The sequence below is a fragment of the Nostoc sp. genome (assembly GCF_036917415.1).
In the GTDB taxonomy this organism is placed as follows: Bacteria; Cyanobacteriota; Cyanobacteriia; order Cyanobacteriales; family Nostocaceae; genus Nostoc.
This window is the reverse complement of record NZ_JBALDJ010000022.1, coordinates 1-25,387: the sequence shown is the minus strand read 5'-3', so window position 1 is coordinate 25,387 and position 25,387 is coordinate 1. Positions and strand designations below refer to the sequence as shown.

The 25,387-nt window shown below is 40.5% G+C and carries 20 protein-coding genes and 4 pseudogenes; 9 read left to right on the top strand and 15 right to left on the bottom strand.

The window, feature by feature from the left end; all coding sequences use genetic code 11:
* The first annotated feature begins 64 nt into the window (after positions 1–64).
* Positions 65–5,434, top strand: coding sequence for a trifunctional serine/threonine-protein kinase/ATP-binding protein/sensor histidine kinase (locus tag V7K41_RS02850; RefSeq protein WP_334845634.1), 5,370 nt, complete (start codon positions 65–67; stop codon positions 5,432–5,434).
* 124 nt (positions 5,435–5,558) lie between these two features.
* Positions 5,559–6,332: pseudogene (locus V7K41_RS02845) on the top strand (protein kinase domain-containing protein); the annotation flags it as partial.
* Between the two features lie 116 nt (positions 6,333–6,448).
* Here V7K41_RS02845 and V7K41_RS02840 read toward each other — a convergent pair.
* Positions 6,449–7,576, bottom strand: a complete 1,128-nt coding sequence (locus V7K41_RS02840; protein ID WP_334845633.1) for an ABC transporter ATP-binding protein — start codon at positions 7,574–7,576, stop codon at positions 6,449–6,451.
* 294 nt (positions 7,577–7,870) lie between these two features.
* Between V7K41_RS02840 and mrdA the strand changes: the two genes are divergently transcribed.
* Positions 7,871–9,718, top strand: coding sequence for a penicillin-binding protein 2 (gene mrdA / locus V7K41_RS02835; RefSeq protein WP_334845632.1), 1,848 nt, complete (start codon positions 7,871–7,873; stop codon positions 9,716–9,718).
* 181 nt (positions 9,719–9,899) lie between these two features.
* Positions 9,900–10,913, top strand: a complete 1,014-nt coding sequence (locus V7K41_RS02830; protein WP_334845631.1) for a serine hydrolase domain-containing protein — start codon at positions 9,900–9,902, stop codon at positions 10,911–10,913.
* Here V7K41_RS02830 and V7K41_RS02825 read toward each other — a convergent pair.
* The 6 genes and pseudogenes from V7K41_RS02825 to V7K41_RS02800 form a co-directional block, all read right to left on the bottom strand.
* Positions 10,910–11,071, bottom strand: a pseudogene (locus tag V7K41_RS02825) (IS982 family transposase); the annotation flags it as partial. The gene V7K41_RS02830 and the pseudogene V7K41_RS02825 sit on opposite strands and share 4 nt — an antisense overlap.
* A 5-nt stretch (positions 11,072–11,076) precedes the next feature.
* Positions 11,077–12,645, bottom strand: a complete 1,569-nt coding sequence (locus tag V7K41_RS02820) for a Na+/H+ antiporter (RefSeq protein WP_334845630.1) — start codon at positions 12,643–12,645, stop codon at positions 11,077–11,079.
* A 203-nt stretch (positions 12,646–12,848) separates the two neighbouring features.
* Positions 12,849–13,862 carry a mechanosensitive ion channel family protein gene (locus V7K41_RS02815; protein ID WP_334845629.1) on the bottom strand — a complete coding sequence of 338 codons (1,014 nt, stop codon included), beginning with the start codon at positions 13,860–13,862 and terminating at the stop codon, positions 12,849–12,851.
* 341 nt (positions 13,863–14,203) lie between these two features.
* Positions 14,204–14,722, bottom strand: a complete 519-nt coding sequence (locus V7K41_RS02810; RefSeq protein ID WP_334845628.1) for an HPP family protein — start codon at positions 14,720–14,722, stop codon at positions 14,204–14,206.
* Entirely contained in the window at positions 14,719–15,756 is a 1,038-nt protein-coding gene (locus V7K41_RS02805) for a DUF389 domain-containing protein (protein WP_334845627.1), read from the bottom strand. The genes V7K41_RS02810 and V7K41_RS02805 overlap by 4 nt, the downstream gene beginning before the upstream one ends.
* A gap of 307 nt (positions 15,757–16,063) precedes the next feature.
* Complete coding sequence (locus V7K41_RS02800; RefSeq protein ID WP_334845626.1) at positions 16,064–16,867, bottom strand: M15 family metallopeptidase; 804 nt, start codon at positions 16,865–16,867, stop codon at positions 16,064–16,066.
* Positions 16,868–16,969: 102 nt separating this feature from the next.
* Here V7K41_RS02800 and V7K41_RS02795 point away from each other — a divergent pair, with 102 nt between their 5' ends.
* Positions 16,970–17,887 carry an AEC family transporter gene (locus tag V7K41_RS02795; protein ID WP_334845625.1) on the top strand — a complete coding sequence of 306 codons (918 nt, stop codon included), beginning with the start codon at positions 16,970–16,972 and terminating at the stop codon, positions 17,885–17,887.
* Positions 17,875–18,012 carry a hypothetical protein gene (locus V7K41_RS02790; RefSeq protein ID WP_334845624.1) on the top strand — a complete coding sequence of 46 codons (138 nt, stop codon included), beginning with the start codon at positions 17,875–17,877 and terminating at the stop codon, positions 18,010–18,012. The genes V7K41_RS02795 and V7K41_RS02790 overlap by 13 nt, the downstream gene beginning before the upstream one ends.
* A 156-nt stretch (positions 18,013–18,168) precedes the next feature.
* Here the strand turns inward: V7K41_RS02790 and V7K41_RS02785 are convergent, their stop codons facing one another.
* From V7K41_RS02785 to V7K41_RS02765, 5 genes are all read right to left on the bottom strand, one after another.
* On the bottom strand, positions 18,169–19,134 hold the full coding sequence (locus V7K41_RS02785; RefSeq protein WP_334845623.1) for a TIR domain-containing protein: 966 nt from the start codon (positions 19,132–19,134) through the stop codon (positions 18,169–18,171).
* Positions 19,131–19,286: a hypothetical protein gene (locus V7K41_RS02780; RefSeq protein WP_334845622.1), complete on the bottom strand. Its 156-nt coding sequence runs from the start codon at positions 19,284–19,286 to the stop codon at positions 19,131–19,133. The genes V7K41_RS02785 and V7K41_RS02780 overlap by 4 nt, the downstream gene beginning before the upstream one ends.
* Positions 19,287–19,345: 59 nt before the next feature.
* Entirely contained in the window at positions 19,346–20,005 is a 660-nt protein-coding gene (tsaB, locus tag V7K41_RS02775; RefSeq protein WP_334845621.1) for a tRNA (adenosine(37)-N6)-threonylcarbamoyltransferase complex dimerization subunit type 1 TsaB, read from the bottom strand.
* A 113-nt stretch (positions 20,006–20,118) separates the two neighbouring features.
* A complete protein-coding gene (locus V7K41_RS02770; protein WP_334845620.1) occupies positions 20,119–20,289 on the bottom strand; it encodes a hypothetical protein in 171 nt (56 codons plus the stop codon).
* 88 nt (positions 20,290–20,377) lie between these two features.
* On the bottom strand, positions 20,378–20,626 hold the full coding sequence (locus tag V7K41_RS02765) for a Ycf34 family protein (RefSeq protein WP_334845619.1): 249 nt from the start codon (positions 20,624–20,626) through the stop codon (positions 20,378–20,380).
* A gap of 86 nt (positions 20,627–20,712) precedes the next feature.
* Here V7K41_RS02765 and V7K41_RS02760 point away from each other — a divergent pair, with 86 nt between their 5' ends.
* Positions 20,713–22,017 carry a CCA tRNA nucleotidyltransferase gene (locus V7K41_RS02760; RefSeq protein WP_334845618.1) on the top strand — a complete coding sequence of 435 codons (1,305 nt, stop codon included), beginning with the start codon at positions 20,713–20,715 and terminating at the stop codon, positions 22,015–22,017.
* Between the two features lie 386 nt (positions 22,018–22,403).
* Positions 22,404–22,784: a response regulator gene (locus V7K41_RS02755; RefSeq protein WP_334845617.1), complete on the top strand. Its 381-nt coding sequence runs from the start codon at positions 22,404–22,406 to the stop codon at positions 22,782–22,784.
* Here the strand turns inward: V7K41_RS02755 and V7K41_RS02750 are convergent.
* Complete coding sequence (locus tag V7K41_RS02750; RefSeq protein ID WP_334845616.1) at positions 22,765–23,169, bottom strand: DUF2294 domain-containing protein; 405 nt, start codon at positions 23,167–23,169, stop codon at positions 22,765–22,767. The genes V7K41_RS02755 and V7K41_RS02750 overlap by 20 nt on opposite strands.
* Positions 23,170–23,726: 557 nt before the next feature.
* A pseudogene (locus V7K41_RS02745) lies at positions 23,727–23,891 on the bottom strand (GTP cyclohydrolase II); the annotation flags it as partial.
* Between the two features lie 220 nt (positions 23,892–24,111).
* Here V7K41_RS02745 and V7K41_RS02740 point away from each other — a divergent pair.
* Positions 24,112–24,594, top strand: a complete 483-nt coding sequence (locus V7K41_RS02740) for a tetratricopeptide repeat protein (protein ID WP_334845615.1) — start codon at positions 24,112–24,114, stop codon at positions 24,592–24,594.
* 256 nt (positions 24,595–24,850) lie between these two features.
* On the opposite strand, the pseudogene V7K41_RS32790 reads toward V7K41_RS02740, so the two are convergent.
* Positions 24,851–25,120: pseudogene (locus tag V7K41_RS32790) on the bottom strand (IS982 family transposase); the annotation flags it as partial.
* Positions 25,121–25,387: the final 267 nt, after the last annotated feature.

Here is a 25,387-nt window from a genome sequence, read left to right as displayed (position 1 = left end):
TTGTGTTAAACAGCTTCAGATATCTGGGAATACTAAATCCAGAAATTGTGAGGATGAGCGCAATATGGTTAGCAGCATGGTCAGTATTCCTGGATATCGCATCTATGATTTACTCTACAATGGTTCCAGAACTCTAGTTTATCGAGGGTATCGAGAGACTGACTCAATACCAGTGGTGATTAAACTGCTGAAAAATCCTTATCCGAGTTTCAGCGAACTATTGTCATTTCGCAATCAGTACACCATTGCCAAAAATCTTAATTCACCTCTGATTGTCCAAACTTATAGCCTAGAAGCCTACCAAAATGGCTATGCGTTGGTGATGGAAGACTTTGGGGGAATTTCTCTCAAGGATTGGGGAGTAGGGAGAACCCTAGAATCTTTGATGGAATTTTTAGAAATTGCGATCGCACTGTGCAATACCTTAGATATACTCTACCGAGAGCGGATTATTCACAAAGACATTAAACCCGCTAATATTTTAATTAATCCCGAAACAAAAGAAGTTAAATTAATTGACTTTAGTATTGCATCTTTACTACCACGAGAAACCCAAACCCTAATCAATCCCAATGTATTAGAAGGGACACTAGCTTATATATCCCCAGAACAAACCGGCAGAATGAATCGGGGGATTGATTACCGGACTGACTTCTATTCTTTGGGTGTGACTTTCTACGAATTACTTACCGGAGAGTTACCATTTCAATCATACGATCCAATGGAGTTGGTACATTCTCATATTGCTAAACTTCCACCATCTCTTCGGGAAGTTAAAAGTCAAAACTCAAAAGTCAAAATTGAAGAGATTCCGCAAGTGTTGTCAGATATTGTCATGAAATTGATGGCAAAAAATGCTGAATCCAGATATCAAAGCGCATTGGGATTGAAATTTGATTTAGAAAATTGTTTAGATCAGCTACAAGAAACGGGTTCGATTGAGAATTTTGAAATTGCGCGTAGGGATTTGTGCGATCGCTTCATCATCCCCGATCAACTTTATGGACGAAAAACCGAAGTATCAACTCTATTGCAAGCCTTTGACAGAGTTAGCCTTGGTGCAACAGAAATGATGCTGGTAGCTGGGTTTTCGGGAATTGGTAAAACAGCAGTTGTCAACGAAGTTCATAAACCAATTGTCAGACAGCGCGGTTATTTTATCAAAGGGAAATATGACCAATTTCAACGGAATATTCCCTTTTCGGCATTTGTCCAAGCCTTCCGAGATTTAATGGGGCAATTGTTAACCGAAAGTGATGCACAAATTCAGCAATGGAGAAACAAAATATTAGATGCTGTTGGAGAAAATGGACAGGTAATTATTGAAGTCATTCCCGAATTATCAAGAATTATTGGCGAACAACCACCAGCCGCAGAATTATCAGGAACGGCGGCACAAAATCGCTTTAATTTATTGTTTCAAAAATTTACCCAAGTTTTTACTAGTGCTGAACATCCCTTAGTGATGTTTTTAGATGATTTACAGTGGGCAGATTCAGCATCACTGAAGTTAATGCAGCTTTTAATGGCTGATACAAATCATCTTTTGTTAATTGGTGCGTATCGTGATAACGAAGTCAACCCAGCACATGCTTTGATGTTGACTTTGAGCGAGATTCAAAAAGCACTGTTCACGATTAATACGATTAATTTAGCCCCACTGAGTCAACTAACAGTCAATCAATTAGTTGCTGACACACTAAAATGTCCAGAAAGATTGGCATGGACTCTTTCTCAATTAGTCTATCAAAAAACTCAAGGAAATCCGTTTTTTGCCACCCAGTTTCTCAAAGCATTGCATCAAGATAATCTCATTCAATTTGATTTTGAATTAGCCTGTTGGCAATGTGACATTGTACAGGTGATAACTCTTGCACTTACAGATGACGTTGTTGCTTTTATGGCATTTCAATTGCGAAAACTGCCACAATCAACTCAAAATGTCTTGCAGTTAGCTGCTTGTATTGGGAATCAGTTTGATTTAGCAACTTTGGCAATTGTTTCAGAACAATCAGAAATAGAAACGGCTGCGGATTTGTGGAAAGCATTACAAGAAGGGTTGATTTTACCGAAAGGTGATGTGTATAAGTTTTATATCGGGCAAGAAACTCTTGCACGTACATTGGAAAATCAAGAGACTGTTACATACAAATTTTTACACGATCGCGTTCAGCAAGCTGCTTATTCTCTGATTCCTAACGATCAGAAACAGTTCACTCATTATCTTATTGGAAACTTGCTCCTAGAGAATCTCTCACAGGCAGATCAAGAACAGCAGCTTTTTGAAATTGTTAGCCATCTTAACATCGGCAGTTCATTCATTGTTGATCCCTCGAAACGTGAAGAACTTGCACAATTAAATTTGACCGCAGGAAATAAAGCAAGAAACTCTACTGCTTATGAAGCTGCCTCTAACTACTTTGCTACTGGTATTGATTTATTAGCTACGGATTTTTGGAAGAAGCAGTATCAGCTATCACTGGAATTGTTTCTACAAAGAGCAGAAGCTGAAACTATTTCAGGCCATTTTGAATCAGCATCTCATTTAATTGAAACAATTCTTGATGAAACGGATAACTTACTCGATCGATGTGCAGCTTACGAGCTAAAGATGCGACTGAATATTGTCTGTGGAGAACCTCAAGTAGCAATCGATGTAGCCTTACTTGCCATAAACCTATTAGGCATTAAATTAGAATACGAACCTCTTACCAGTGTTGATTTTGATCGACTATTGAACTTACCGGAGATGAGCGATCCCGCAAAGCTCAAAGGAATGGAAATTCTAGTTTCGGTCTGTCCTGCTGCCTATACCAACCAACCCGAATTAATGTTGCCAGTAACCCTTACCATGCTCAAACTATGCAATCAGCATGGTAATTCACCGATTGCGGCCTTTGCCTACGGTTTGTATGGTGTCTTACTCTGTGGGTTTATGGATAATATTGAATTGGGTTATCAATTTGGTCAGCTTTCGCTCAAAATCCTTGAGAAATCCAATGCTCATTTCCTGAAAAGTAAGGTATATCAACTCTTCTATGCACATGTATGTGGCTGGAAGGAGCCAGTTTCCGCAACCATTGATGGTTTGCTAGAGTCCGTTCAAAGCGGATTAGACACTGGGGATGTAGAATATGCCCTGTACGGCTTGAAAGATTACTGCATTTATTATTTTCTAACAGGTGCATTTCTTGATGATGTAGATGATATCTACAAAAAATATAAAAATCTCAGCCGCAACATTGAGCATGTACATAATGAAATTGCAATTTGGCAACAAATAGGATTAAACCTAAAAGATTTATCTGATGGAGATGTACTGATTAGCCTTGAAAATCTCAATGAGGAAGATACATTTCAGTACTTGAAAGAGAAGCAACAAAATATAGTTTTGTTTGCTGCTTACTTTGCCAAATGTAAACTTTACTACTTCAAAGGTGATTACGCGAAAGCCATTGAAAATGCAAACAAAGCGAACACTTACATTGGCTTTGTAACTGGTAAAATCTATACCACAGTTCATAACTTTTATTTTTCGCTGGCATTATTAGGACTTGCCCAAACATTAGAACCAGCACAACGCTCGGTATATCTTAATCAAGTCGAGGAGAATCAAAATCAATTGCAAGCCTGGGCTAATCATGCCCCAATGAATATTCTTCACAAATTTCATCTCGTCAAAGCTGAAATTTGCCAAGTTCTGGGAGATTACAAGGAAACGATCGAACATTACGATCGCGCCATTGTTCTTGCTAAAGAACACGGCTATATCCAAGAGGAAGCCTTAGCTAACGAACTGGCTGCTAAATTCTATCTCAACTGGGGCAAACAGCGCATCGCTCAGGAATATATGACCGAAGCCTACTACGGCTATGCTCGTTGGGGTGCTAAAACCAAGGTTGCTGACCTAGAAAGACGCTATCCGCAACTGCTGGCTCCTATACTCCAGAAAACCTATTCTCCCCTTTCCACGACCGAAACCATCTTCACCTTGGGAACTCTTACTTCGACTAGTTCCGCCACATCCAGCAGTAGCAGTGTCTCTGTGGCTTTAGATTTAGCTGCAATTCTCAAAGCTTCCCAAACTATCTCTTGCGAAATCGAACTGGAAAAACTGCTTTCATCGTTGCTTTCTATCGTCATTAAAAATGCGGGAGCTGATAAGTGCGTGTTAATGCTCTTGCGAGACGAACACCTGCTGATCAAAGGGTCAATTATTGAGGGTTCAAAGCCAGTTGTGTTGCAGCGTCTTCTGGTTGAGGACAGTCAGGATATTCCCCTGAAGCTAATTTATAAAGTCAAGCACAACAGGCAGACTGTTGTACTGCTTGATGCGATCGCCGATCCGAACTTAGCCAATGACCCGTATATCATTCGTCAGCAGCCTAAGAGTATCTTGTGCAACCCGATTTTACATCAAGGTAAGTTTATAGGCATTTTATATCTAGAAAATAATTTAGCGACGGGGGCGTTCACGAGCGATCGCGTCGAACTGCTCAACTTACTTTGCGCCCAAGCCGCGATTTCCCTGGAAAATGCCCGACTTTATGAGCGATCGCTAGAAGATGCTCAACAGCTAGAAGCAGCTTTACAAGAACTCCAGGGCGCTCAATTACAAATTGTGCAAAGTGAAAAGATGTCTGCATTGGGTAACTTAATCGCAGGGGTGGCTCACGAAATGAATAATCCCCTCGGTTTTATTGCTGCTAGTCTCAAACAAGCCAAACCTACCTTTGCCGATCTTATTGAACACTTGAAACTATATGAACAAAAGTTTCCTACTCCCGGAGATGAAATTACAGACCATGCCCAAGAAATCGACCTTGATTATAGTTTATCAGACTTGCCCAAGATGATTGATTCCATGTCTATGGCGTGCGATCGCCTGAAAAACATCAGCACCAGTTTAAGAACTTTCTCCCGTGCCGATAAAGATTACAAAGTGCCATTTAACATTCACGATGGCATTGATAGCACAATTTTAATTTTGAAGCATCGCCTCAAAGCGAATGAACAACGTCCCGCCATTGAAGTTGTCACCAACTACGGTAATTTACCTCAAGTAGAATGCTTCCCCGGTCAATTAAATCAGGTATTTATGAATCTTCTAGCTAATGCTATTGATGCATTAGAAGAATCTAATCAGGGGCGCAGTTTTGAGGAAAATAAAGCTAATTATAACTGCATTACAATTACAACTTCGGTAGAAAATAATCTAGTTAAAATTGCCATTGCTGATAATGGACAGGGAATGAGTGAACAAGTCAAATCAAAGATTTTTGACCATTTATTTACTACAAAAGCTGTTGGTAAAGGCACAGGGTTGGGGTTAGCGATCGCTCGTCAAATCGTTGAAGAAACCCACGGCGGAAAATTGAGTTTTAACTCGGTTCTGGGTCAGGGTACAGAATTTACGATTGAAATTCCGGTATGAATCCCGCACACTCCTTGTTCGCGCAGCGTCTCGCAGAGAAGGGATGGGATTAGCACCGATTTTCTTTGACTCTAAATCTTACAAAATTTAAAGTCGTGCAGCGACGGGTTTGCTATATATCTGGGAACACTTTATTCATAAAGATATCAAACCCGCCAATGTTTTAATTAATCCAGAAACCAAACAAGTTAAATTAATTGACTTTAGTATTGCATCCTTACTACCACGGAAAACTCAAACACTGATAAATCCCAATGTCTTGGAAGGGACACTTGGTTATATTTCTCCCGAACAAACAGGAAGAATGAATCGGGGAATTGACTACCGGACTGATTTCTATTCTTTAGGTGTCACTTTTTACCAACTACTTACGGGTGAGTTACCGTTCCATTCAAACAACCCGATGGAATTGGTACATTGTCATCTAGCAAAACTTCCACCATCCCTTCGGGAAGTTAAAAGTCAAAAGTCAAAAAGAGCCAGTGTGTTGGGCGGCTCTGCCGACTTGAAGCAACTGGCGTTCAAAAGTGAAGAGATTCCGCATGTGTTGTCAGATATTGTAATGAAATTGATGGCAAAAAATGCTGAAGACCGCTATCAGAGTGCATTGGGACTGAAATTTGATTTAGAAATTTGTTTATCTCAACTCCAAGAAACTGGTGAAATTAAGCATTTCCCAATTGCTCAACGGGATCTATGCGATCGCTTTATTATCCCTGATAAACTTTATGGACGAGAAACAGAAGTAGAAGCTCTATTGCAAGCATTTGAGCGCGTTAGTACAGGTGCGACAGAAATGATGCTGGTAGCTGGTTTTTCAGGTATTGGTAAAACCGTTGTAGTTAACGAAGTTCATAAACCAATCGTCAAAAAACGCGGTTATTTTATCAAAGGGAAATAGGCAAAAGTAAAAAATAAAGAATGGTTGTCAGCCTCTAAATTTATTTATCAGGATTATCTTTTTACTTTTTAAGCACGAAGTACTGGTTTGCCACCGCTTTGGATGACCATTGACTATTGACTAATAGCTAAACAATCAGTTTCTGCCCACCAGGCGTAAATAGGTGTGTCACGGTCTGGTAAAGTGCCAAAAATATTAGGTTGCAACACATTAATACTAATGCCATTTGTTAATTCCATAACATAATTAACGTGTGTGCCCAAATACATAACGTTGACAAGCCGTCCTTCAAAGCAGTTAGCTGGCAAATTGGGTGGATAAAGCGAAAGCTGTATTTTTTCTGGACGCACACTCACTACTACAGCTTGTGATAATTCAGTTGGTGTATCTTCAGCGCGGCTAATAACAATTGAGAGTCCCATTTTTGTGGAAATTTTAATATTAGAGGAGTCTACCGCGACGATTTCACCACTGAATAAATTAGTATCGCCAATAAAATCAGCAACAAAAGATGTGCAGGGACGTTCGTAAATTTGGCTGGGAGTGCCAACTTGTTCAATTTTGCCTTGATTCATCACAGCAATGCGATCGCTCAAAGACAATGCTTCTTCTTGGTCGTGTGTCACCATCACAAAGGTTAACCCCAAGTCTTTGTGTAAATTTGATAACTCAACCTGCATTTCTTTACGTAGTTTTAAATCTAACGCCCCTAAAGGTTCATCCAGTAGTACGACGGTGGGACGATTGACTAAAGCCCTTGCTAAGGCGACTCGCTGCTGTTGACCACCAGAAAGTTGATTGGGAAAGCGCGATCGCAAACTTTCCATCTTCACGAGTTTTAAGGCTTCTTGGACTCTAGCTTCAATTTTCGATTTGGGTATTTTTTTTAACCGCAGTCCGAAGGCGATGTTATTCCAGACATTCAGGTGGTTAAATAGAGCGTAACTTTGAAATACAGTATTGACGGGTCGGCGGTAAGGGGGCACATTAGTCATGGACTGACCCTGAATAAACACCTTACCAGCGTCAGCAATTTCAAACCCAGCAATTAAGCGCAATGTTGTTGTTTTACCACAACCGGAGGGGCCTAAAATACTAAAAAATTCTCCTTGTCTGACATCCAAATCAATGCCATTTACTGCTGGTTCTTGGTTAAAAAACTTGAAGACGTTACGCAGTTCAACATCAAGTGGCTGAAAACTTGTTATCCCCCTCTGATTTTGCATGACAATTTGAGCCATAATCCTCAGTAGAATGCCGCGATCTTACGTTATTTTGTCAATTGCTCTAGTCTTTTGGGCAGACTATATTTGACACTTTGGTTTATTGTATCCGCCAAAAACAATTGTTCAAGAATATACTCGCCCGATTCTTTCATACTCAGTAACAACAATAAAATTATGGTAAATTTGTATACCCAAGCTACTTTTATAAACTCTGTGATTAAGTTAACATGCCTTAAAATTGCATATTAGCAATTGCTAAAAGGCCGGCTGGAATTGCGTTTATTCATTTTGAATTTTAAATTGATACTTATGTCTTTATTCCCATCACTTGGCAGCAAAAAAGATACACGTACAGTTGGACGTGGTTTCCAATCAATATTTTTAATCGTATTTACCCTATTAATGACCACTGGGATTGAGGCTCGTTTGGCCTACTTGCAAATAGTTGAAGGGCCAAAACTCCGGGAACGAGCCGAAGCAAACCGAATTCGGATGATTCTTAAACAACCAGAACGGGGCAATATTTTTGACCGGAATGGCAAACTTTTAGCCAGTACTCGCTATCCTAGCTCTGTATATTTGTGGCCGATGGCACATACTAAGCCTTCCTGGTCTGTAGTCGGCCCGCGTCTAGCGCAAATTCTCAACATTCCCCAAGATGAGATGGAAAAGAAATTAGAACAAGCAGGTGCTAATTCTTCTTCACTCATTCGGGTTGCTCGCGATTTAAATGAAGCAGAAATCACAGCATTAAAGGAGTATAAAAATGAACTTCCCGAAGTGGAAATCAATACAGATTCTGTACGTTATTACCCTCACGGCAAGGAATTAGCGCACGTACTAGGTTATACACGAGAGTTGACCGCCGACCAGTTAAAAGGCAAGAAGGAGTTAGGCTATCGACTGGGAGATGTAATCGGTCAGATGGGTGTGGAAAAGGCTTATGAGAAAGCTCTACGAGGCGAATGGGGCGGTCAGCAAGTGGAAGTGGATGGTGCGGGTAGACCAATCCGGGTTATAGGAGAGAAACAGGCAAAGGCTGGTAACGATTTGCACTTGACCATAGATTTGGATGTGCAAAAGGCAGCCCAAAAAGCTTTGGGAAATCACCGAGGTGCGATCGCAGCACTCGATCCGAATACTGGTGCTGTTTTCGCGTTGGTATCTTATCCCACCTTTGACCCGAATATCTTTTCCAAACAAAAACTCTCCCAGAAAGATTGGGAAAGTGTCCAAGGTAAAGATCATCCCTTGGTTAATCGTGCCCTGAGTGCCTTTCCACCCGCCAGTACTTTCAAAATTGTCACGACGACAGCCGGACTGGAATCAGGTGAATTTTCTCCTGACTCAATACTACAAACCTTTGGTTCTCTTACCGTGGGTGGGGTGACATTTGGTGAGTGGAACCACGCTGGATTCGGGCCATTGGGATTTCCCAGAGCGATCGCTATGAGTAGTGATACTTTCTTCTATCAAGTTGGCAGAAAAGTTGGTGGCCCAACTTTAATCAAATGGAGTCGCAAATACGGGTTTGGTCAAAGAACTGGTATTGAATTTCGTGATGAAGAATCAATAGGCTTGGTTCCAGATGAAACATGGAAGCAAAAAACTTGGAAAATACCTTGGACTGTTGGCGACACCATTAATATGTCAATTGGTCAAGGCGCTTTGCAAGTGACACCTCTGCAATCGGCGATTATGTTTTCTGTCCCTGCTAATGGTGGGTATCGAGTTCAGCCGCATTTGCTCAAAGACAACGAAGAAGCAAAAAGTTGGCGAGAATCCTTAAACATGAAGCCGACAACTATCAAAGTTCTCCGCGACGGACTGCGGAAGGTGGTGAGTGAAGGCACTGGTAAGCGCTTGGACGTGCCGACAATTGCCCCAGCGTCCGGGAAGAGTGGCACAGCTGAAGCTGGTGTTGGTCGTCCAAATCATACTTGGTTTGGTGCTTATGCCCCCAGTAATAAGCCAGAAATTGTGGTTGTGGCCTTTGGGGAAAATACTGGCGAACATGGCGGTACTATTTGCGGCCCGATGGTTTTACAAGTACTAGAAGCTTATTTTCAGCACAAATATCCAGGTAAGTATCAAAAACCTCAGCCCGATCCATCAGAAGCTAAAACTCAAAGTTCAGGACATGGCACTGGAGACTAGAAGGAGGCAGGAGATTATACCAATTCAAAATTCAAAATGACGCTCTCTACGAGACGCTAAAAGCGAACGCGGACTCGCTAACGCTGCGCTAACAAAATTCATGCATTAAGAAAGCCAGACATAACAAACGTATGTCCGTATGTATCTGTCGCATTCTTTTTTAAAATTGGTATTAGAAATCGTGATTGACGACTATATTCGAGCCACAATGACTCAAAATCAGATTCCAGGGCTTTCTGTTGCAGTGGTGCAGTCAGGTGAACCTGTTTTAGTTAAAGGCTATGGACTGGCGAATATTGAACACTCTGTTTTAGCTACTGAACATACAGTTTATGAAATTGCCTCTGTGGGTAAAATTTTCACCGCTACAGCCATAATCATGCTGGTGGAACAAGGGATAATTTCGCTAGAAGATGCGATCGCAGACTATCTCGATTGTCTACCCATAACATGGCAAAATGTCACAATCGGGCATATTTTATCTCATCAGTCTGGAATTCCCAGCTATACCGATGCCCCAAACTACTGGGAAATTACCCATCTTAATTTATCGAAATCTGAAATTTTGGCTCTAGTTACTCACCTACCCCTCAAGTTCCAACCGGGTGAGTTTAGCGCCTATGACAACACAGGCTACTATCTACTGGGTTTGATCCTAGAAAAGGTAACTGGACAATCTTATGGAGATTTGTTGCAAGAGCGCATTTTTGCTCCTTTGGGAATGAATGCAACTGTGATGAATAATCCCAGTGAAATAGTGCCAAATCGGTCTGCTGGCTATCGCTTGCTAAACAGCAAACTCCTTAACAAACCTTATTACAGTCCTTCTGTTACCTATTCGGCTGGAGGTCAGCTTTCCAGTGTAGAAGATATGGTGAAGTGGGAACAGGCGCTTTGTAGTGCAACTCTGTTAAAACAATCAACCCTGGATTTGATGTGGACTCCTCATCCTCCAAATCAGGGTGATGATTGGGAAAAGTTGAGATATGTTGCAGGTTTAGGTTGGTGGGTATTTAATTATGGCGATCGCCGAGTAGTTGGTCATAATGGTTCGATACTAGGATTCGCAAGTAACATTACCCGCTTTATTGATGACAAAATTACCGTAATTTTACTTTGCAATCTAGATAAAATTTCTCGACCAGATGCGATCGCTAAAAAAATTGTTGAATATTACGTGAGTTCGACGAACTAAAAAACAGCAGGAGGTAGAGATAGTAAGTCTTTAAGGTAAATATCGAGCGAAGGTTTTTGAGGCAGATAAGTATAATCACGATTAGCAGCCATCAAATTGACCAAAAAGTTGAAAACACTACGATGTCGAGAATGTTCTATCTGACACAGGTTTTTCAGGTTATTCATTTATCTTCATTAACTCTGTCATGCATTGTTAAAAAAGTTGACAGTTCTTTATTTAACCTACCTGCACGGACAAACTCAGCGTAGGTATCAGCTTCAATTGCCAGCAGCTCCCCTCGCAGTTCTTTGATTGTAAATTCTTGCAAATTTGGGTACTCATCAAGTAAGTTGTCAATTTTTTCTTGTAAAAGGGCAATTTCTCCAGAAAGCAGCGTCTTGTGGTAGTCATAAAACTCTGGCTGAATTCCTGGACGCTTTTGTGTTGTTTCTAAATATTCCAGCGCCCGTTGGAGAGCAACTTGACGGGCAATTGCTTCCATGTATTGTTGACGTAGCGGTTGGCTACCTAAAAGTTGTAGTTTTTCTAATAATGGTTGAGTGGTTAAGCCCTGTACTAACAGTGTAAATAAAACTACTCCAAATACTGTAGCAATAATTTCTTCTCTTTGGGGGAGTATGGCTGGTACACTCAAAGCTAGGGCAATAGAGACAGACCCCCGCAATCCACCCCACGATAATACAATTTGTTCGGATAAAGGAATTTCGGATTTAGCTAGCCAATTGCTAAGACTACTTAAAGCATAAATGGATACTGCTCGTGCCACAATCATCGCAGCGATCGCCACTGCAATAATTTTTAAGTTATCTCCTAAGACGGCAAAACGAATTTGGTCGCCAATTAATAGAAAAACAATCGAATTCACAAAAAAAGCCAAGAATTCCCAAAATTCTGTAACAATGATGCGCGTGCGCGGGTTCATGCCAATGCGCGAGCCAAAGTTGCCTAAAATTAAAGCTGTGGTAACTACTCCAATCACTCCAGAACCACCTAAATCTTCTGTAATTAGATAAGTGCTGTAGGCAGAAACTAAGGTGAGAGATTGTTCTACTAGCGGTAAGTCGAAACGTTGTGTCAGGTAGGAGATGCCAAATCCTATTAGTCCTCCAACGCCAATACCAATGCCTACTACCTGAAAAAATTCCCATAAAGCAGACTGTAAATCCAGTTTGGCAGTACCTAACGGCAGAGCAACTAGTAAGCCAAAAGCCACAACCGCCATACCATCATTAAATAAACTTTCCCCTTCCATCAGCGTTGTTAGGCGTTTGCTTGCTCCTAATTCCCGAAACAAAGCCGTTACCGAAACCGGATCGGTTGCTGACAGACTAGCTCCAACTAGTAGAGCTATGCTAAGTTCAAGCCCAGCGAATTGATGAAGACCAAGTGCCACTCCGGCAATAGAAATTATCACCCCAATCACTGCATACAGACAAATAGTTAGTAAATCTCGCTTTAAATCTGACCATTTCAAATTCCAAGCAGCTTCAAACAATAGTGGCGGTAAGAAAATCATCAAAATCAATTGAGGAGAAAGATTAACCAATCGCACATTAACGAATGCTAACCCTAATCCCACAATAACCAGTAGTAGCGTGTAAGGAATGCGGCGAAACCAACTAAAAATTTGTGGTAATGTTGCTACACCCAAAGAGACAGATAGTACTAGGAGAAATTGCTTGAGTTGTTGTGCAATTACGACTTCACCTGCGGCAGACTCTAATGCCATAAGAGTATTCCAGTTAAACAGAATATTTACCAGCAATGAAAATAGAGAGATTATCAAACCGCCAACATTTTACGCTTATAAGTAAAATGCCAACCAAAGCAACCTGCTGTTGTTAAGGCTTTCCTTTTATCTTGTAACAAGCCAGAACAACTAGAAACCACTCGCCGCTACAACCGAGTCCAAAAGGTTAAGTGGCAAGTAGTTTAGTTTTCGTCATTAGCTTTTGGAGAATCTACCTTGCCGTTATCATCTCTTTGCGTCTGCATTTGGGCAAGCAGCCGAAGCGAATCGCTGATCCGGCGAGATTTTGGTATTTCACCTCTGCCTGCAGGCCAACCTTCACGCTGACGGGAGCGGTTTCCGTCTGTCTCTTCTGTTTGGTCGTGAAACAAAATTTGCTGCGTGGGAAAGGGTAAATCGATGCCGTTTTCTACTAATGTTTTCTTAATTGCAGACAGTACCTTGTCCCGTGAGATCAGGTCATCTGCTCGTCGTGGCGGTTTGATCCACCAACGAACGCGGATGTTAACAGTACTTTCGGCAAGTTCCATGACCAGCACATCAGCAGCAGGGTCTTTAAGTACCTCCGGCACACTATGCAATGCTTCAAGCATTAACTCCTTGGCTCGGTCGATATCATCACCATAGCCAATACCGACATCATACTGTAGTCGGCGACTTTCAAAGGCAGTGTTTACCGTCACTGAATTAGTAAACAATTCTGAGTTAGGAATCACAATGCGGCGACCATCGTAAGTTTTAATTGTTGTCGCTCGTGTCTCAATATTTTCTACAGTTCCCTCAAAGTCTTTAAAAACTATTTGATCGTTAATTCGGAACGGTTCTGTCAATAGGATCAGAATGCCAGCCAAGAAGTTTTGTAGAATGTCACGAAAGGCAAAACCGATCGCCACCCCGCTAATTCCCAATAGTTGTACCAAATCCCCTGCTCGGAATGTCGGAATTACAATCGACAAAGCAATAAATAGCCCTAACAACAGTGTTGTACCTTGCGCCAAGCGTCCTAGTACCAGTCCTAGATTCCGAGCCTGATGGCGATCGCGTGTCAATCGTTTGACCAGTCTCTTAATCGCTCTAGCAACAAAAAAGAAGATTCCAAAGACAATCAATGCCAGCACGATATTAGGCAGTAGGACAATGAATCCGTTAATCATTCCCTGGATTTTGTCCCAGAGTGCGGATATATCTGCATTCATGTTACTTGTTTAATTAGTCAGCATTGCTGATAATAGTAAAAACTCCTGATATTCAATTCCATCTATAGTTAGTTTTTATTGTCTATAAATAGTATGAAAAAACTTTTTTCAACGATATAATATTTTCATTAAAAAAAATCAGTTGATTGATAACTAAAAATAAAGCTTTTTAAGCATATTTATCTAAAAGAAGTAGGTATTATTAAAATAATGTGATAAATTCATATTTTATGACTTACGATCGCAATTCTCTGCAATTTCATAAATTAAAAATTATTTAATAGTCAAAAACATGAAAATTATTCTACTATTTTTCACTCACGTTTTTGAACTGGGTTACATCAATGGCGACTGTAATGTGTCAGTATCCACAAAGCACACCGCTCCAATATAACCAGTGTGGCAATAATACCGACTGCCAAACCAAATAAAACTAAATTGTTTTCATTACCCGCCTTCAGAGCAAAACTTAAGGAAGTAGCGACTGCGGGAGGATGAACGACATCTAGCAATATCATTAGAACAATTGTCAAAATCATTGCACTTCCAGCCGATAAATACCCAGGCCCCAAAGCCAAATAGGTCAATAAACCAATGATCGCTGCCAACATTTGAGAGATGACAAGTGTCCGCACTGTATTAGTGCCGTGTTGTGGGTCTAAGTAAATGAGAAAAGCACTGGAAGCAAGAGAGGCGAATAAAAGTCGCTGACGACTAAGTATCTCAACTAAAGCTAGTACTGTTAGAATTACCAACGTTGGCATTGAAGCTAGAGCAAATTCCCCCTGTAAAGTTAATCTCTGTCTTTTGCGACTGTTTCCTGGCTTTATAGATTCTAATTGTCTAGGTTGGTTGTTCATTCCTCCTTCTCCTTGTCTATGAGATTTTTGTGAGGAAAATCTGATTTTTCTCCCTTGACTTCTTTTACCTGACTGACTTCAAAAATCAGGGAAAAATGCTGCCTCATTTCTTTTTGAAGAAATGCTTCTAAAAGACTTACTTGCTTCGATGTCACAGCTGACTGTGCGCGAACGCTCAAGCGAACTTGGGGTGGGTTTGTGAGCCAGTTAGTATCAGTTTTTAGTAGTTCCAAACGTTGAAAAGTTAAGGTTCGATTTAACAAAGCCTTTTTCAGGTGGGTTTCGAGTTGTGCTTGTCTAACTAACTGGGTAAAGCTCACAGTTAAAGGTATCAGTAAAGCACCTGTTAACGCCAGTGCCCATAGCAGCGCTTTTCGTGCGCGCTCGATAGGAGAATAGCCAATAAATAAGAATGTCAGCATACAAGCAAGGCTAATGCCTAACAAGTTCGTCAGGTAAAGCAAAGTTGCTCCTAAACTAAGCGACCAGTCAGATTTTGCTAGACCTAAACCGATAACGCAAATTGGTGGCATGAGGGCAACAGCTATTGCTGTTCCTGCCACACTAGCAGAGATTTTTGAATTCACCTTAGCGTAACCACTGATACTACCTGCTGCAACTGCAATACCCAAATCAAGCAGGTTAGGTTTGGAGCGAGATAGCACTTCACTGCCAAAACTAGGTAGATTAACTAGCCAAGCTATACTGTAAGAAATGAAAAGTGCTAAGAATGTGCCTAATAATACTGCTATTACGCCTTGACGAAATAGGCTGACATTTCCGTTCAATGCACCAAAGGCTAAACCTCGAATTGGTAACATCAGAGGTGCTATAATCATTGCCCCGATGATGACAGCAGTACTGTTGGCAAGTAGACCAAATGTAGCGATCGCACAAGAACCAACAATCAAAATCAAATATGTGGCGTCGGGAGTAGACTCTTCCAACAACTCATCTACCAATTGTTTTAGTTGTAAAGGTTCAACCCTTTTGCGTTTAAAATTATTAAAACGATTGCGAATATTGTTTATCAACGCCCCCCCAAGACTAAATAATTTTAGATTCTGGATTTTAAACAAAAGCTGAGAGCGAACATATCCATCTTAAGATGAGTAATATACTACAAAAGTAAAACTAATTACTCCTGACCGAATTATTTTGACCAAAACAGACTTATGATACAAGCCCCTAAATTAATTTATGGACAAAAAAAAAGATTTATTTCGAGATGCAAAGCACGAGAAATAATGTGTCCTTATTTTAAGCCCCTAAATTTATTTATGGGGATAAGAATTTTGAATTTTGAATTTTGAATTCCCCGAAGGGGTTGACTGCTGTCTTTTATGGCGATATCTTCGCGGGTTTCAAGTTTCTGGCTTTGTAAAACATTTCCAAACTATTGCGATCGCCAACAAAACGCCAGTGCCAAGGCTCATAACTCACACCTTGAGCATTATCTTTAGGAAATGACATTTCAAAGCTGAAACGCGCTGCATTTGCTTGCAGCCATTGATAAGCCTTGGTATTGTCAAAATTAGTTTGAAGATTAGTTGCTGGTACTGCTCCATCTCCAACATCCACAGCATAACCTGTGTGATGTTCGCTATGACCAGGAGGAGCGCTGAGGGCAGCTCGTTCTGCTGGCGTTTGATTTCGCTGGGCGCCGACAGCAAAAAACAACTGCTCCTGGTCTTTGATGGAGCGAAAGCCAGAAATTGGTACTAAAATTACACCTGCACTCCGGGCTGCTGCTACCATCTCCTCAAACTTTTGGGCAGCAGCTTTTCGCATTCTAATGCCCCTATTTGCGGAGATGGTTACTAGTTCTGACTCAGGGGCTTCTGGGTATGGAAAATGCCCTAACACAGTATCGCTGGAATTATTAGATGCTGTTGGAGTTGTAGGAGTAGAATTAGCTGGTAAAAGTTGAGAATCAGCAGTTTTTTTGGGTGCTGTGACGAAAAACAATAAACTGCTAATTAAAGCCAGCAAGACAAATCCTGCAATTCCCCCAATAAAGATAATTCGGGGTTGCAACCAAATTTTAGGTGCTGCAACAGGGGTATCGCGTACAGCCACTGGAATATCATCGCCAAGGTCATTCGATGAGTTTTGCGGTTTTCCAGAAAACCCTGCCTTATTCAAAGGTAAACTCCTGTTTTTGTGGAATAGCCATAACAGATTTTGCACTGGACAAAAGTAAACGTAACAGGTAGCATTTTACATCTGTGGTTCTTAGGCGCAATCTTGACAAACCTTTTAGAACTATACGTCAAGCTGGGAGGATTAGTCCTGGTAGGTTTTATACTGGGACGCAAACTACCTGTGACAGTTCCTACACGTTTGGGACAGTTTCTTTTTTGGGTGGGAGTACCCATAAGCATAGTATCGTTTTTGCGTCAATCTAGCTTGTCGGGGCAAATTTGGATTGCACCTGCGATCGCTTACCTAGCCATTTTACTAGGAGCATTTTTAGCTTGGTTAGGGATTAAAGCACAAGCCTATTTTAAAAAGACTGTTCCCCAACCACCAACTCAAGCTAGCTTGATATTAGCTGCAATGTTGGGTAATACTGGTTATCTTGGTTTTCCCATTACCTTAGCAATGGTAGGCAAGGAATACTTTGCTTGGGCGCTATTTTACGATTTGCTAGGTTCATTCCCAGGAACTTATGCTCTGGGTGTGTTGCTAGCAGCTAGTTTTGGTGGCGGTGTCCAGAATCATTGGCAGATTACTAGGGCGATTTTAATTAATCCTGCGCTGTGGGGTTTCGGATTTGGCTTGCTGTTTCGGCAGGTGACAATTCCCACAGTTGCGGAATTCTGGTTAGAAAAATTTGCTTGGAGTAGTGTAGCTTTATCCCTGGTATTAATTGGAATGCGACTGGCGCTGCTCAAATCTTGGCGTAGCCTACCACAAGTAGGGATGAGCTTAGGAATCAAAATGCTGCTAGTTCCCTTGATATTGGGTAGCATCTTACCCCTGTTTGGATTAACTGGGGCGATCGCAAAGATAATCGTGCTACAAGCGGCTATGCCTCCAGCTTTCGCCACACTGGTAATTGCTGAGACATTCAATCTCGATCGCGATCTGGCAGTTACTGCCTTAGCTGCTGGGGCTATAGTATTGTTGGTTACTCTCCCAGTTTGGCTGTGGCTATTTTGATTTTGAATTTATGCACTGTGATGCGATCGCTTAAAACTCCAGGAAAAAGCCGCCACAAATTGGATGTGCGGTATCTATCCTATTCGGACAAAGCGATGTCTACGACGGGCTATTCGGCTAAGTAATACACCAAGCTCAATACGCTTGGGTTAAAGGCAAAAACCAAAACCAGCGTAGTTTGGGTTGAGGAACAAAACCCAACATTTTTCGTGGTTTGTTGGGTTTCACTTCGTTCAACCCAACCTACAAATATCCTTAACCCAAGCGTATTGACAACCAAGTTAAATAGTTATCCCCTTTTCTATCATCTTACGAAAACGAGCAGCAAAGTCGTAAGCTGCTTCGTAGTCCACTTCTATCCAATAGTCAGGCTGTTTAAGCGGCAACTTAAGAAATACCCTCAGGGTATAATGCGGGTCTTCTTCAGGATTCAAGACATAGTAATGCGTAACAGCTAAACTGTGAAATGTTGGCTTAGGGATTATCGTTATAGTTAACTGCTCTAAGTGTGATGAAAAAGTGTTCTTGAGTGTTGTCTTGACTTCCTCTATTTGATCGGAAGATGGAAGGATAAATGTATATTTTATTCCACGCTCTATATTTTTCTGCACCATGTTTTGGACGAAGGAATTTTGTAAATCTTCGTAGGGAGAGCGAGTAACGACCCAAATTGACTTGTAATAAGCATTTACCTCAATTTTACCGAGGTCGCGTGGAGTGTATAACCATTCATACTCAGTTTCAGTTTCACCCTCTTGGCTCTCCTCAATTCTATCTAATTCTTCTTTGAGTTTATGCCACTCATCATCGAACATATCTCTGAGATGTTCATGCTCCAACCTACTCTCAATGCCCAACCTGTTGTTGATGCTGGATAGCAAGTTGAATACATTTTTCTTATCATAAATTGTGGATTGAAACTGTGACAGAGGGCCTTTTAATTCAGAAGAATTAACACGAAAGAGAAATGGTGACAAAAATGAGCGAGAGCGATCAATAGACTTTGATAATGCTCCTGCTTCAAAGTATAGCCAAGGTCTTTTAACGTTATAGGGTGTTAGACAGATAATGCCAAATTCTGCATCTTCAAGCTCTTTAGCAAGCACCTCCTGCCAACGTTCGCCTTTGTTAATATCTTCAGAAGAGACAAAAGGATTAACAGCCTGTATTACAGAAGGCAGCCAGTTACGTAACGCATTAGCGACCTGCTGACTCGTAGTACCAGACCAACTTATAAACACTTTCATATACTTTCCCATCCTTTAATTACTAACTTTACCTGCTTTTCATCTGCAAAATATGTTATGGGGAAGGAGGTTTTGATACTATCTAAGTCAAGTCTGACTGCTATTTTACTCTTCTTAGCCTTATTGTTGGCTGCTTTAGCGCTGTTAGTCATAATGCTCAAACCATGCTCAAAATGAGTAAATTAGTCATTATATAACTAATTTACAAGCATTATGCACCCTCTACTGGATGCTGCCCATAATATGGCAAAGCCTCTGACCAATTAGGAAATTTTCCCTCTTGCCAATCGAGATTAGCTAATTCCAAAATACTTGTCACCGTCGCTGCTAACCCAGATTGGGCTTGAATCAACTGATAATTAGTGTTCCAATTCGCTAAAGTTTCCTGCCATGCTTCTGGTGTGAACACTCTATCTGATAAACACACTTTTAATTTAGAAGTATCTGGCTCAAACTGATAAATAGCAGCAAAAATTTGACCTCGTTGTGCTGACATTTCCACGGCAATAGTTTTTGGATTTTGACTTTTGCCTGCTTCTGACCAAGCTACCGCAGCCAAAGTTGAAATCGCAAATACAGGAATATCTAACTGTTGCCCTAAAGTACGAGCAGTAACAACGCCAATCCGAGTTCCCGTGAAGCCGCCGGGGCCTTTTGCAACTGCAATAAAGGACAAATCTGCCCAAGTTTGCGGTTTGATAAATTCAATTAAATATTGATGCACTAAGCTAGATAGCTCGCGCCCCAAATTCCAAACTTTAGAGCGAGTATCGCCTGCAAAATTACTAATTCCCAAACCTAATTCTGGTGTGGTGGTATGTAGTGCTAAAGCGTATTTATTTATGGCAAGGTCGTCTTCTTCCGTTAGCAAAATTATTTAAAATATCTATTTTTATAAATTAACGTTAATTATTTAAGCATATAACATAGCAGTTCTTAATTAGAATAAACTACATATCTTTTCTTCTGCTTTGGACAGAATTCTCAAGGCAAAGATTCTGCTGTTTCAACAAAATCAGAATGTGATAGCAAATGTTCGCTTACTGTTGACTCTCTAATAGCGATCGCTTTCCTGACATCTCCTCCCCATAACATGAATTTGCGATCGTTGAAAGACAAAATCTCATTACAGCAGTTTTCATGTATTTGAAGCACATCTGTCGTAAGGGCACAGCAATGCTGTGCCCCTACCGCGTGGTCTATTTACCTGAAAATAGCTGTAAGATACACCAATCATTTTCTATCAAGTGGGCACTAATTCACCAGGACGCAATTTCGACCACTTACCTGTTTCCCGCTTAAAGCTCAGACAACCAACAACATCCCATTCCATTTCAATCACATCATCTTGAGTCCGAATGTTGACATTGATAGAAGGTTCATTCGGATCAAAATTTGGTGTTTCAGTCAAGTGAGGCTGTTGGTGCTGCCCTTCTACGGCATGATAGGTAACACATCGGTCTACATAGTGGCAGTTCACGCAAATACACATAATAGAACCAACTCCAGGGGCCTTTATTGTTAATCTAACTTAAGCCCAACTGTTATTCATGAGTTGCTGAGTTGATTTTTATTACAATGCACGAATCAATTCCTTCTACCCTCGCTCCCGAAAATTGGCCTTTCAGCTTGGAATTATTGCCAGAACCAGCTTACATGGTAGGTGGAGCTGTCCGAGATGCGCTCCTTGGCAGAACTCGCGAATATCTGGATCTAGATTTTGTTATACCATCCAAGGCGGTAAAGGTAGCCAGAGCGATCGCTCATCATTACAAAGCTGGTTTTGTATTACTCGATGCCGAACGACAAATTGCGCGTGTGGTTTTTCCCCACGCTACAGCTGACTTTGCCCAACAGGAAGGAGGTAGTTTAGAAGTTGATTTGCACAGACGGGACTTTACAGTAAATGCGATCGCTTATAATCCTCATACGCAAGAAATTATCGATCCTCTGCAAGGTTATGTAGACTTACAACAGGGCATTTTGCGAATGGTATCACCCGCGAACCTAGAAGATGACCCTTTGCGGTTAATGCGAGGTTATCGCCAAGCCGCCCAACTAGGTTTTACTATTGAACCAGCTACCCAAGCTGCAATTCGTTCTTTGGCATCACATCTTGGCAAAGTTGCAGCCGAAAGAGTTAGGGTAGAAATTGGCTATCTACTGGCAAATTCTCAGGGTACTCCTTGGATAACAATGGCTTGGGAAGATGGTTTACTTGCCCCTTTTTTCAAAAATGCCACCCGTGAAAGTTTACTCAAACTAGCAGCAGTTGACACAGCCGCCGCTTTACTCACAGAAAAGTGGCAACAACTAGGGGTACAACTGCAAGAATATATCCGCGATAGTATTAAAACTACTTGGCTAGGTATTGCCAAACTTGCTTGTCTTGTCAACCCAAATCCAGAATTAGCAGAAATAGAGCTACAAGAACTAACTTATAGTCGTGCCGAAATCCGAAGTGTAACTACTGCTTTAAAATTGTTACCGCAATTTCAAGTAGTTAATATGTCCTTGCGAGAACAATACTTTTTGTTTCATGACGCAGATATTGTATTCCCCGCTACGGCAGTGCTAGCTGTAGCAATTAATAATTTGGTAGAGGCAATATCTGGTGACAAGCTACTACACATAGCAGTGGAAACTCAAGCAATGAGCTACCAAGTCTTAGCACCTTTGATTGACCGCTACCTCAACCCTGATGATGCGATCGCTCATCCCACTCCACTAGTAAGCGGGAAGGAGTTGATTATATCATTAGATATTCCAGCTTCGCCAATTATCGGTCAACTGTTAACAGAAATTGCCGTAGCACAAGCTGAGGGGAAACTTTCAACACCAACAGAGGCGATCGCTTATGCACGTCAGTTAATTGATGGTTAAATATACTTAATTAATTTATGGTAATGTAACAAAGGCGATGCCTACGTAATTTTGGCACTCCTGGCTAAGGCTGATAAATCTGCAACTTCAAGTACTTTAAGTATCCTCTACTTACCATAAAATACCGATCTTTATAGTCAATCATGGCAATTACATACATCACTTATGCTAATATTTGCTTGATGTTATGACTGCTTTGCTATGTTATTTTATAAAATTTAGCGCCGATGGATAACCGAATGAACTATACACTAACCTATTCATTTTTATGCCTGAGTTGGTCGTTCGTACATTGAATTAAACACATACTATAAACAAAGACTTTCAGGTTTTCTTGATGGATAGAGTTTTTATGCCCAGCTTTTCTTGGACAGGACTAACTGCTTATGAATGGACAGCCTTTAATTTTGGTTGTAGAACAGAGTTTACATGATTTAGAGCTACTTAATTCTCATCTAGGAATATTAAATTTTTCATGTATTTGTACCAAACAAGGGGTGAGGGCTGTGATGTTGGCACAAACTCATCAACCAGATTTAATCCTGCTAGATATGAAGCTATCTAATTTGAGTGCGAACCAAGTCATTGACGATCTCAAACATGACTCAAAAACTGCTACCATTCCAATCATTGCAGTCACACCTCTAACAACGGTACAAGACGATCGCTCCATGATGCTCACAGCAGATGATTGCATTACTAAACCTTATGATTTTAATCAATTAGAAGTAGTAATCAGTCGGCACATCAGTCAGCTAAATTCCTAACATTTCTCTTGGGAATAGATTCGGGATTACGAACTTCAGATAATTCCTTGAGAATTACAACAATCCCAGAACGACCTGTTGTTAGATTTGTGTTTGTCATTAGGTATAGGACAGGTTGACCAATAATTTCCTCAATCAAATTTTTTAAATCTGGTTTAATTATTTTCTCTAAATATAATCGTACTTGTTCAGCTAAAGTGTCATAACCTCCTTTCAGTAAAGTTTGTTCAGCTTGGGTAACAGAGTTTTCTATAGAAATTACGATTTCAGTATCAAAAAAATGACAAATAATTTGGCTAGGAGACTTTCCTAGTTTATCATTATATAAATTTTTAATTCGCTGTGATATTTCTGTTTCTAATTGTCCTATAGTCTGTTGTAACATAAATACTACTATGTAAGATTTATCGTTAGAATCGGGGAATTGAAATATCCAACATTATAGTAGATGATTATGGAATAGCTGAGAAAATTAATTACTATTTTATATAAAGTTCCTGTATCAATGTGATGTATTTAGTATGTATTTATTTAAGAATATTTCCAAATTTGATGAAGTAAAATTTGTTAACTCACAATTTGTGCAGTGTTAGGTTAATAACTGGATTTGATCGTCATTTGCTCATGGCTAATTAGCTGATTCTATGCTACATCAGCTTAGGCGTAGCCCACGTACCTGTATCTCACAATCCAATACTTAATTAGTCATGTTTATCCAAATAGTTATCAATGACAGATGCATATAGTACCAAATCAGAATGTAATGTAAATTACAAAACTTTCTATACCTTCCGGTGCAGCTAGTAAGCAGATAAATTTAGGTTCTAATAAAGACTATGTTAGCTGCTAAGACAATTTGTGAAAAACCAATACAACATATTCGGCATTAATTCTTAGAAACCGATATCTTCCACTCTGGTGACACATTCTTTACGAGCAAAGCAACTGTGATTCTGCAATGTCAAAGTGCTTAGTAATTCCTGGTAAATACCGAACTGGCTCAACTGCGGCTTTGGTTATTACCAAATTACCGCCTGGTTTCATAATCTTGCCATCTACCTGCAAACAACCTTTGTCTGTTGCATCTTGCAGTTCTGGCATATTGATGTCGCCAAAGGGATCTGTTAACTACCTCTAATCAGTTTTTATTTTTATGACTTTAAATATCTAGTGTGGTATTAGTCGTATTGTTGAACACAATAAATTACACAGAAATTTCATAATTAGCGATTAATCATGGCTAATTTAAAGATGACTTTAAAAATGATTTAATCGATATATTTTGTGAGAAAGTTAATACAAAGGTATATTCACTGATCTCAAATTCATGGATTCTTTATTTATCAATTCCTTACTTGAAGAGTTGAAAAACCCGGATCCCATAGTGCGCGACAACGCAACCAGAAAAATCTGGCGAATCTGGTTTCAGCAAAAGGGAATCTATGGGCTGGAAATAATTGACCGTAGTCAAAAGTTACTGGATGCAGGTGAAATTGCTGAAGCTGAAATAGCGCTAACGGCATTAATTAAAGACCAGCCAGATTTTGCCGAAGCTTGGAATCGTCGAGCTTTCCTCTATTACAGTATTGGCGATTATCAAAAATCTCTGGCAGATTGTCAGATGGTTGTGCAGATAAATTCAATACATTTTGGGGCGCTTCATGGTATGGGCTTATGTTATGCAGCACTAGGAGAGTATGGTCAAGCTATCCGAGCTTTTCAACGTGCTTTAGAAATTCAGCCCTATTCGCTAGTGAATCAAAAGTTGATTCTAGAATGTACATTTAGATTCAGCTACAACGGCAGATAGGAGAGAGCATCATACTGTTTTATGAATCCGTTATCATCCTCATCAACAACAATTCATCGCCTTAGTCACCATAGTTTTATTCAATAAGCTTCTATCTGAATTAATAGCAGCGTCATTGCTGCTTGTACTAACAGCAACCAACCGTCAACTAGCAATTCTCGGTTGAATAAAGCTAACTTTAATACAAACTAGATAGCACAAGCGGAATGCAGTGGATTTTACTAAGCGATGTCTACGACGGGCTGCGCCTACGCCACCCTATTTGATGAAATAAATCATTCATCAGCATCGAGATTCCATGTAATCGTCGGTTAAAACGTGATTTTTCTAACATTGTAGAAATCAGATTGTGGTCTTTGATCTAGTTACAAGCCGCGCTCTGATTACCACTGAAAAATATTGCTGCAACCAGTGCCGTTGTTATAATTTCCGCATCACTCATCTCTATGCGACCATCTTCATGATGCCCAATCGCTTTCAACAAGTCATCAGTGATAGCATAGATAGCAATTATTTCGTTTAACATTTTCCCCTCCGTTTTTGTTCCTGGAGGGGATTTTATTATACATACTGACCCCATACACCACCCCGAAGCGCTAGCGATGGCATAACTAGCAGCTTGGGTTAATAGCCATAACTTTCTAGGCTTCGGTGCAAAAGATGCTAAAGCGATCGTCGATAACGTGATGCTACTAGACCTAGAAGTGCGGTTCGTTGCTTAGTGAATCACGGTAAACAGTCCGTACATAACTAAGCCAGCCCGACAGCAGATTACTGTCATTAAAGGCTGAAC

Excerpts from the sequence above, each read along its gene's own strand:
- V7K41_RS02850 (WP_334845634.1), top strand. The coding sequence starts at position 65 with ATGGTTAGCAGCATGGTCAGTATTCCTGGATATCGCATCTATGATTTA.
- V7K41_RS02840 (WP_334845633.1), bottom strand. The coding sequence starts at position 7,576 with ATGGCTCAAATTGTCATGCAAAATCAGAGGGGGATAACAAGTTTTCAG.
- mrdA (WP_334845632.1), top strand. The coding sequence starts at position 7,871 with ATGTCTTTATTCCCATCACTTGGCAGCAAAAAAGATACACGTACAGTT.
- V7K41_RS02820 (WP_334845630.1), bottom strand. The coding sequence starts at position 12,645 with ATGGCATTAGAGTCTGCCGCAGGTGAAGTCGTAATTGCACAACAACTC.
- V7K41_RS02815 (WP_334845629.1), bottom strand. The coding sequence starts at position 13,862 with ATGAATGCAGATATATCCGCACTCTGGGACAAAATCCAGGGAATGATT.
- V7K41_RS02810 (WP_334845628.1), bottom strand. The coding sequence starts at position 14,722 with ATGAACAACCAACCTAGACAATTAGAATCTATAAAGCCAGGAAACAGT.
- V7K41_RS02785 (WP_334845623.1), bottom strand. The coding sequence starts at position 19,134 with ATGAAAGTGTTTATAAGTTGGTCTGGTACTACGAGTCAGCAGGTCGCT.
- V7K41_RS02780 (WP_334845622.1), bottom strand. The coding sequence starts at position 19,286 with ATGACTAACAGCGCTAAAGCAGCCAACAATAAGGCTAAGAAGAGTAAA.
- V7K41_RS02765 (WP_334845619.1), bottom strand. The coding sequence starts at position 20,626 with ATGTGTATTTGCGTGAACTGCCACTATGTAGACCGATGTGTTACCTAT.
- V7K41_RS02760 (WP_334845618.1), top strand. The coding sequence starts at position 20,713 with ATGCACGAATCAATTCCTTCTACCCTCGCTCCCGAAAATTGGCCTTTC.
- V7K41_RS02755 (WP_334845617.1), top strand. The coding sequence starts at position 22,404 with ATGAATGGACAGCCTTTAATTTTGGTTGTAGAACAGAGTTTACATGAT.
- V7K41_RS02750 (WP_334845616.1), bottom strand. The coding sequence starts at position 23,169 with ATGTTACAACAGACTATAGGACAATTAGAAACAGAAATATCACAGCGA.
- V7K41_RS02740 (WP_334845615.1), top strand. The coding sequence starts at position 24,112 with ATGGATTCTTTATTTATCAATTCCTTACTTGAAGAGTTGAAAAACCCG.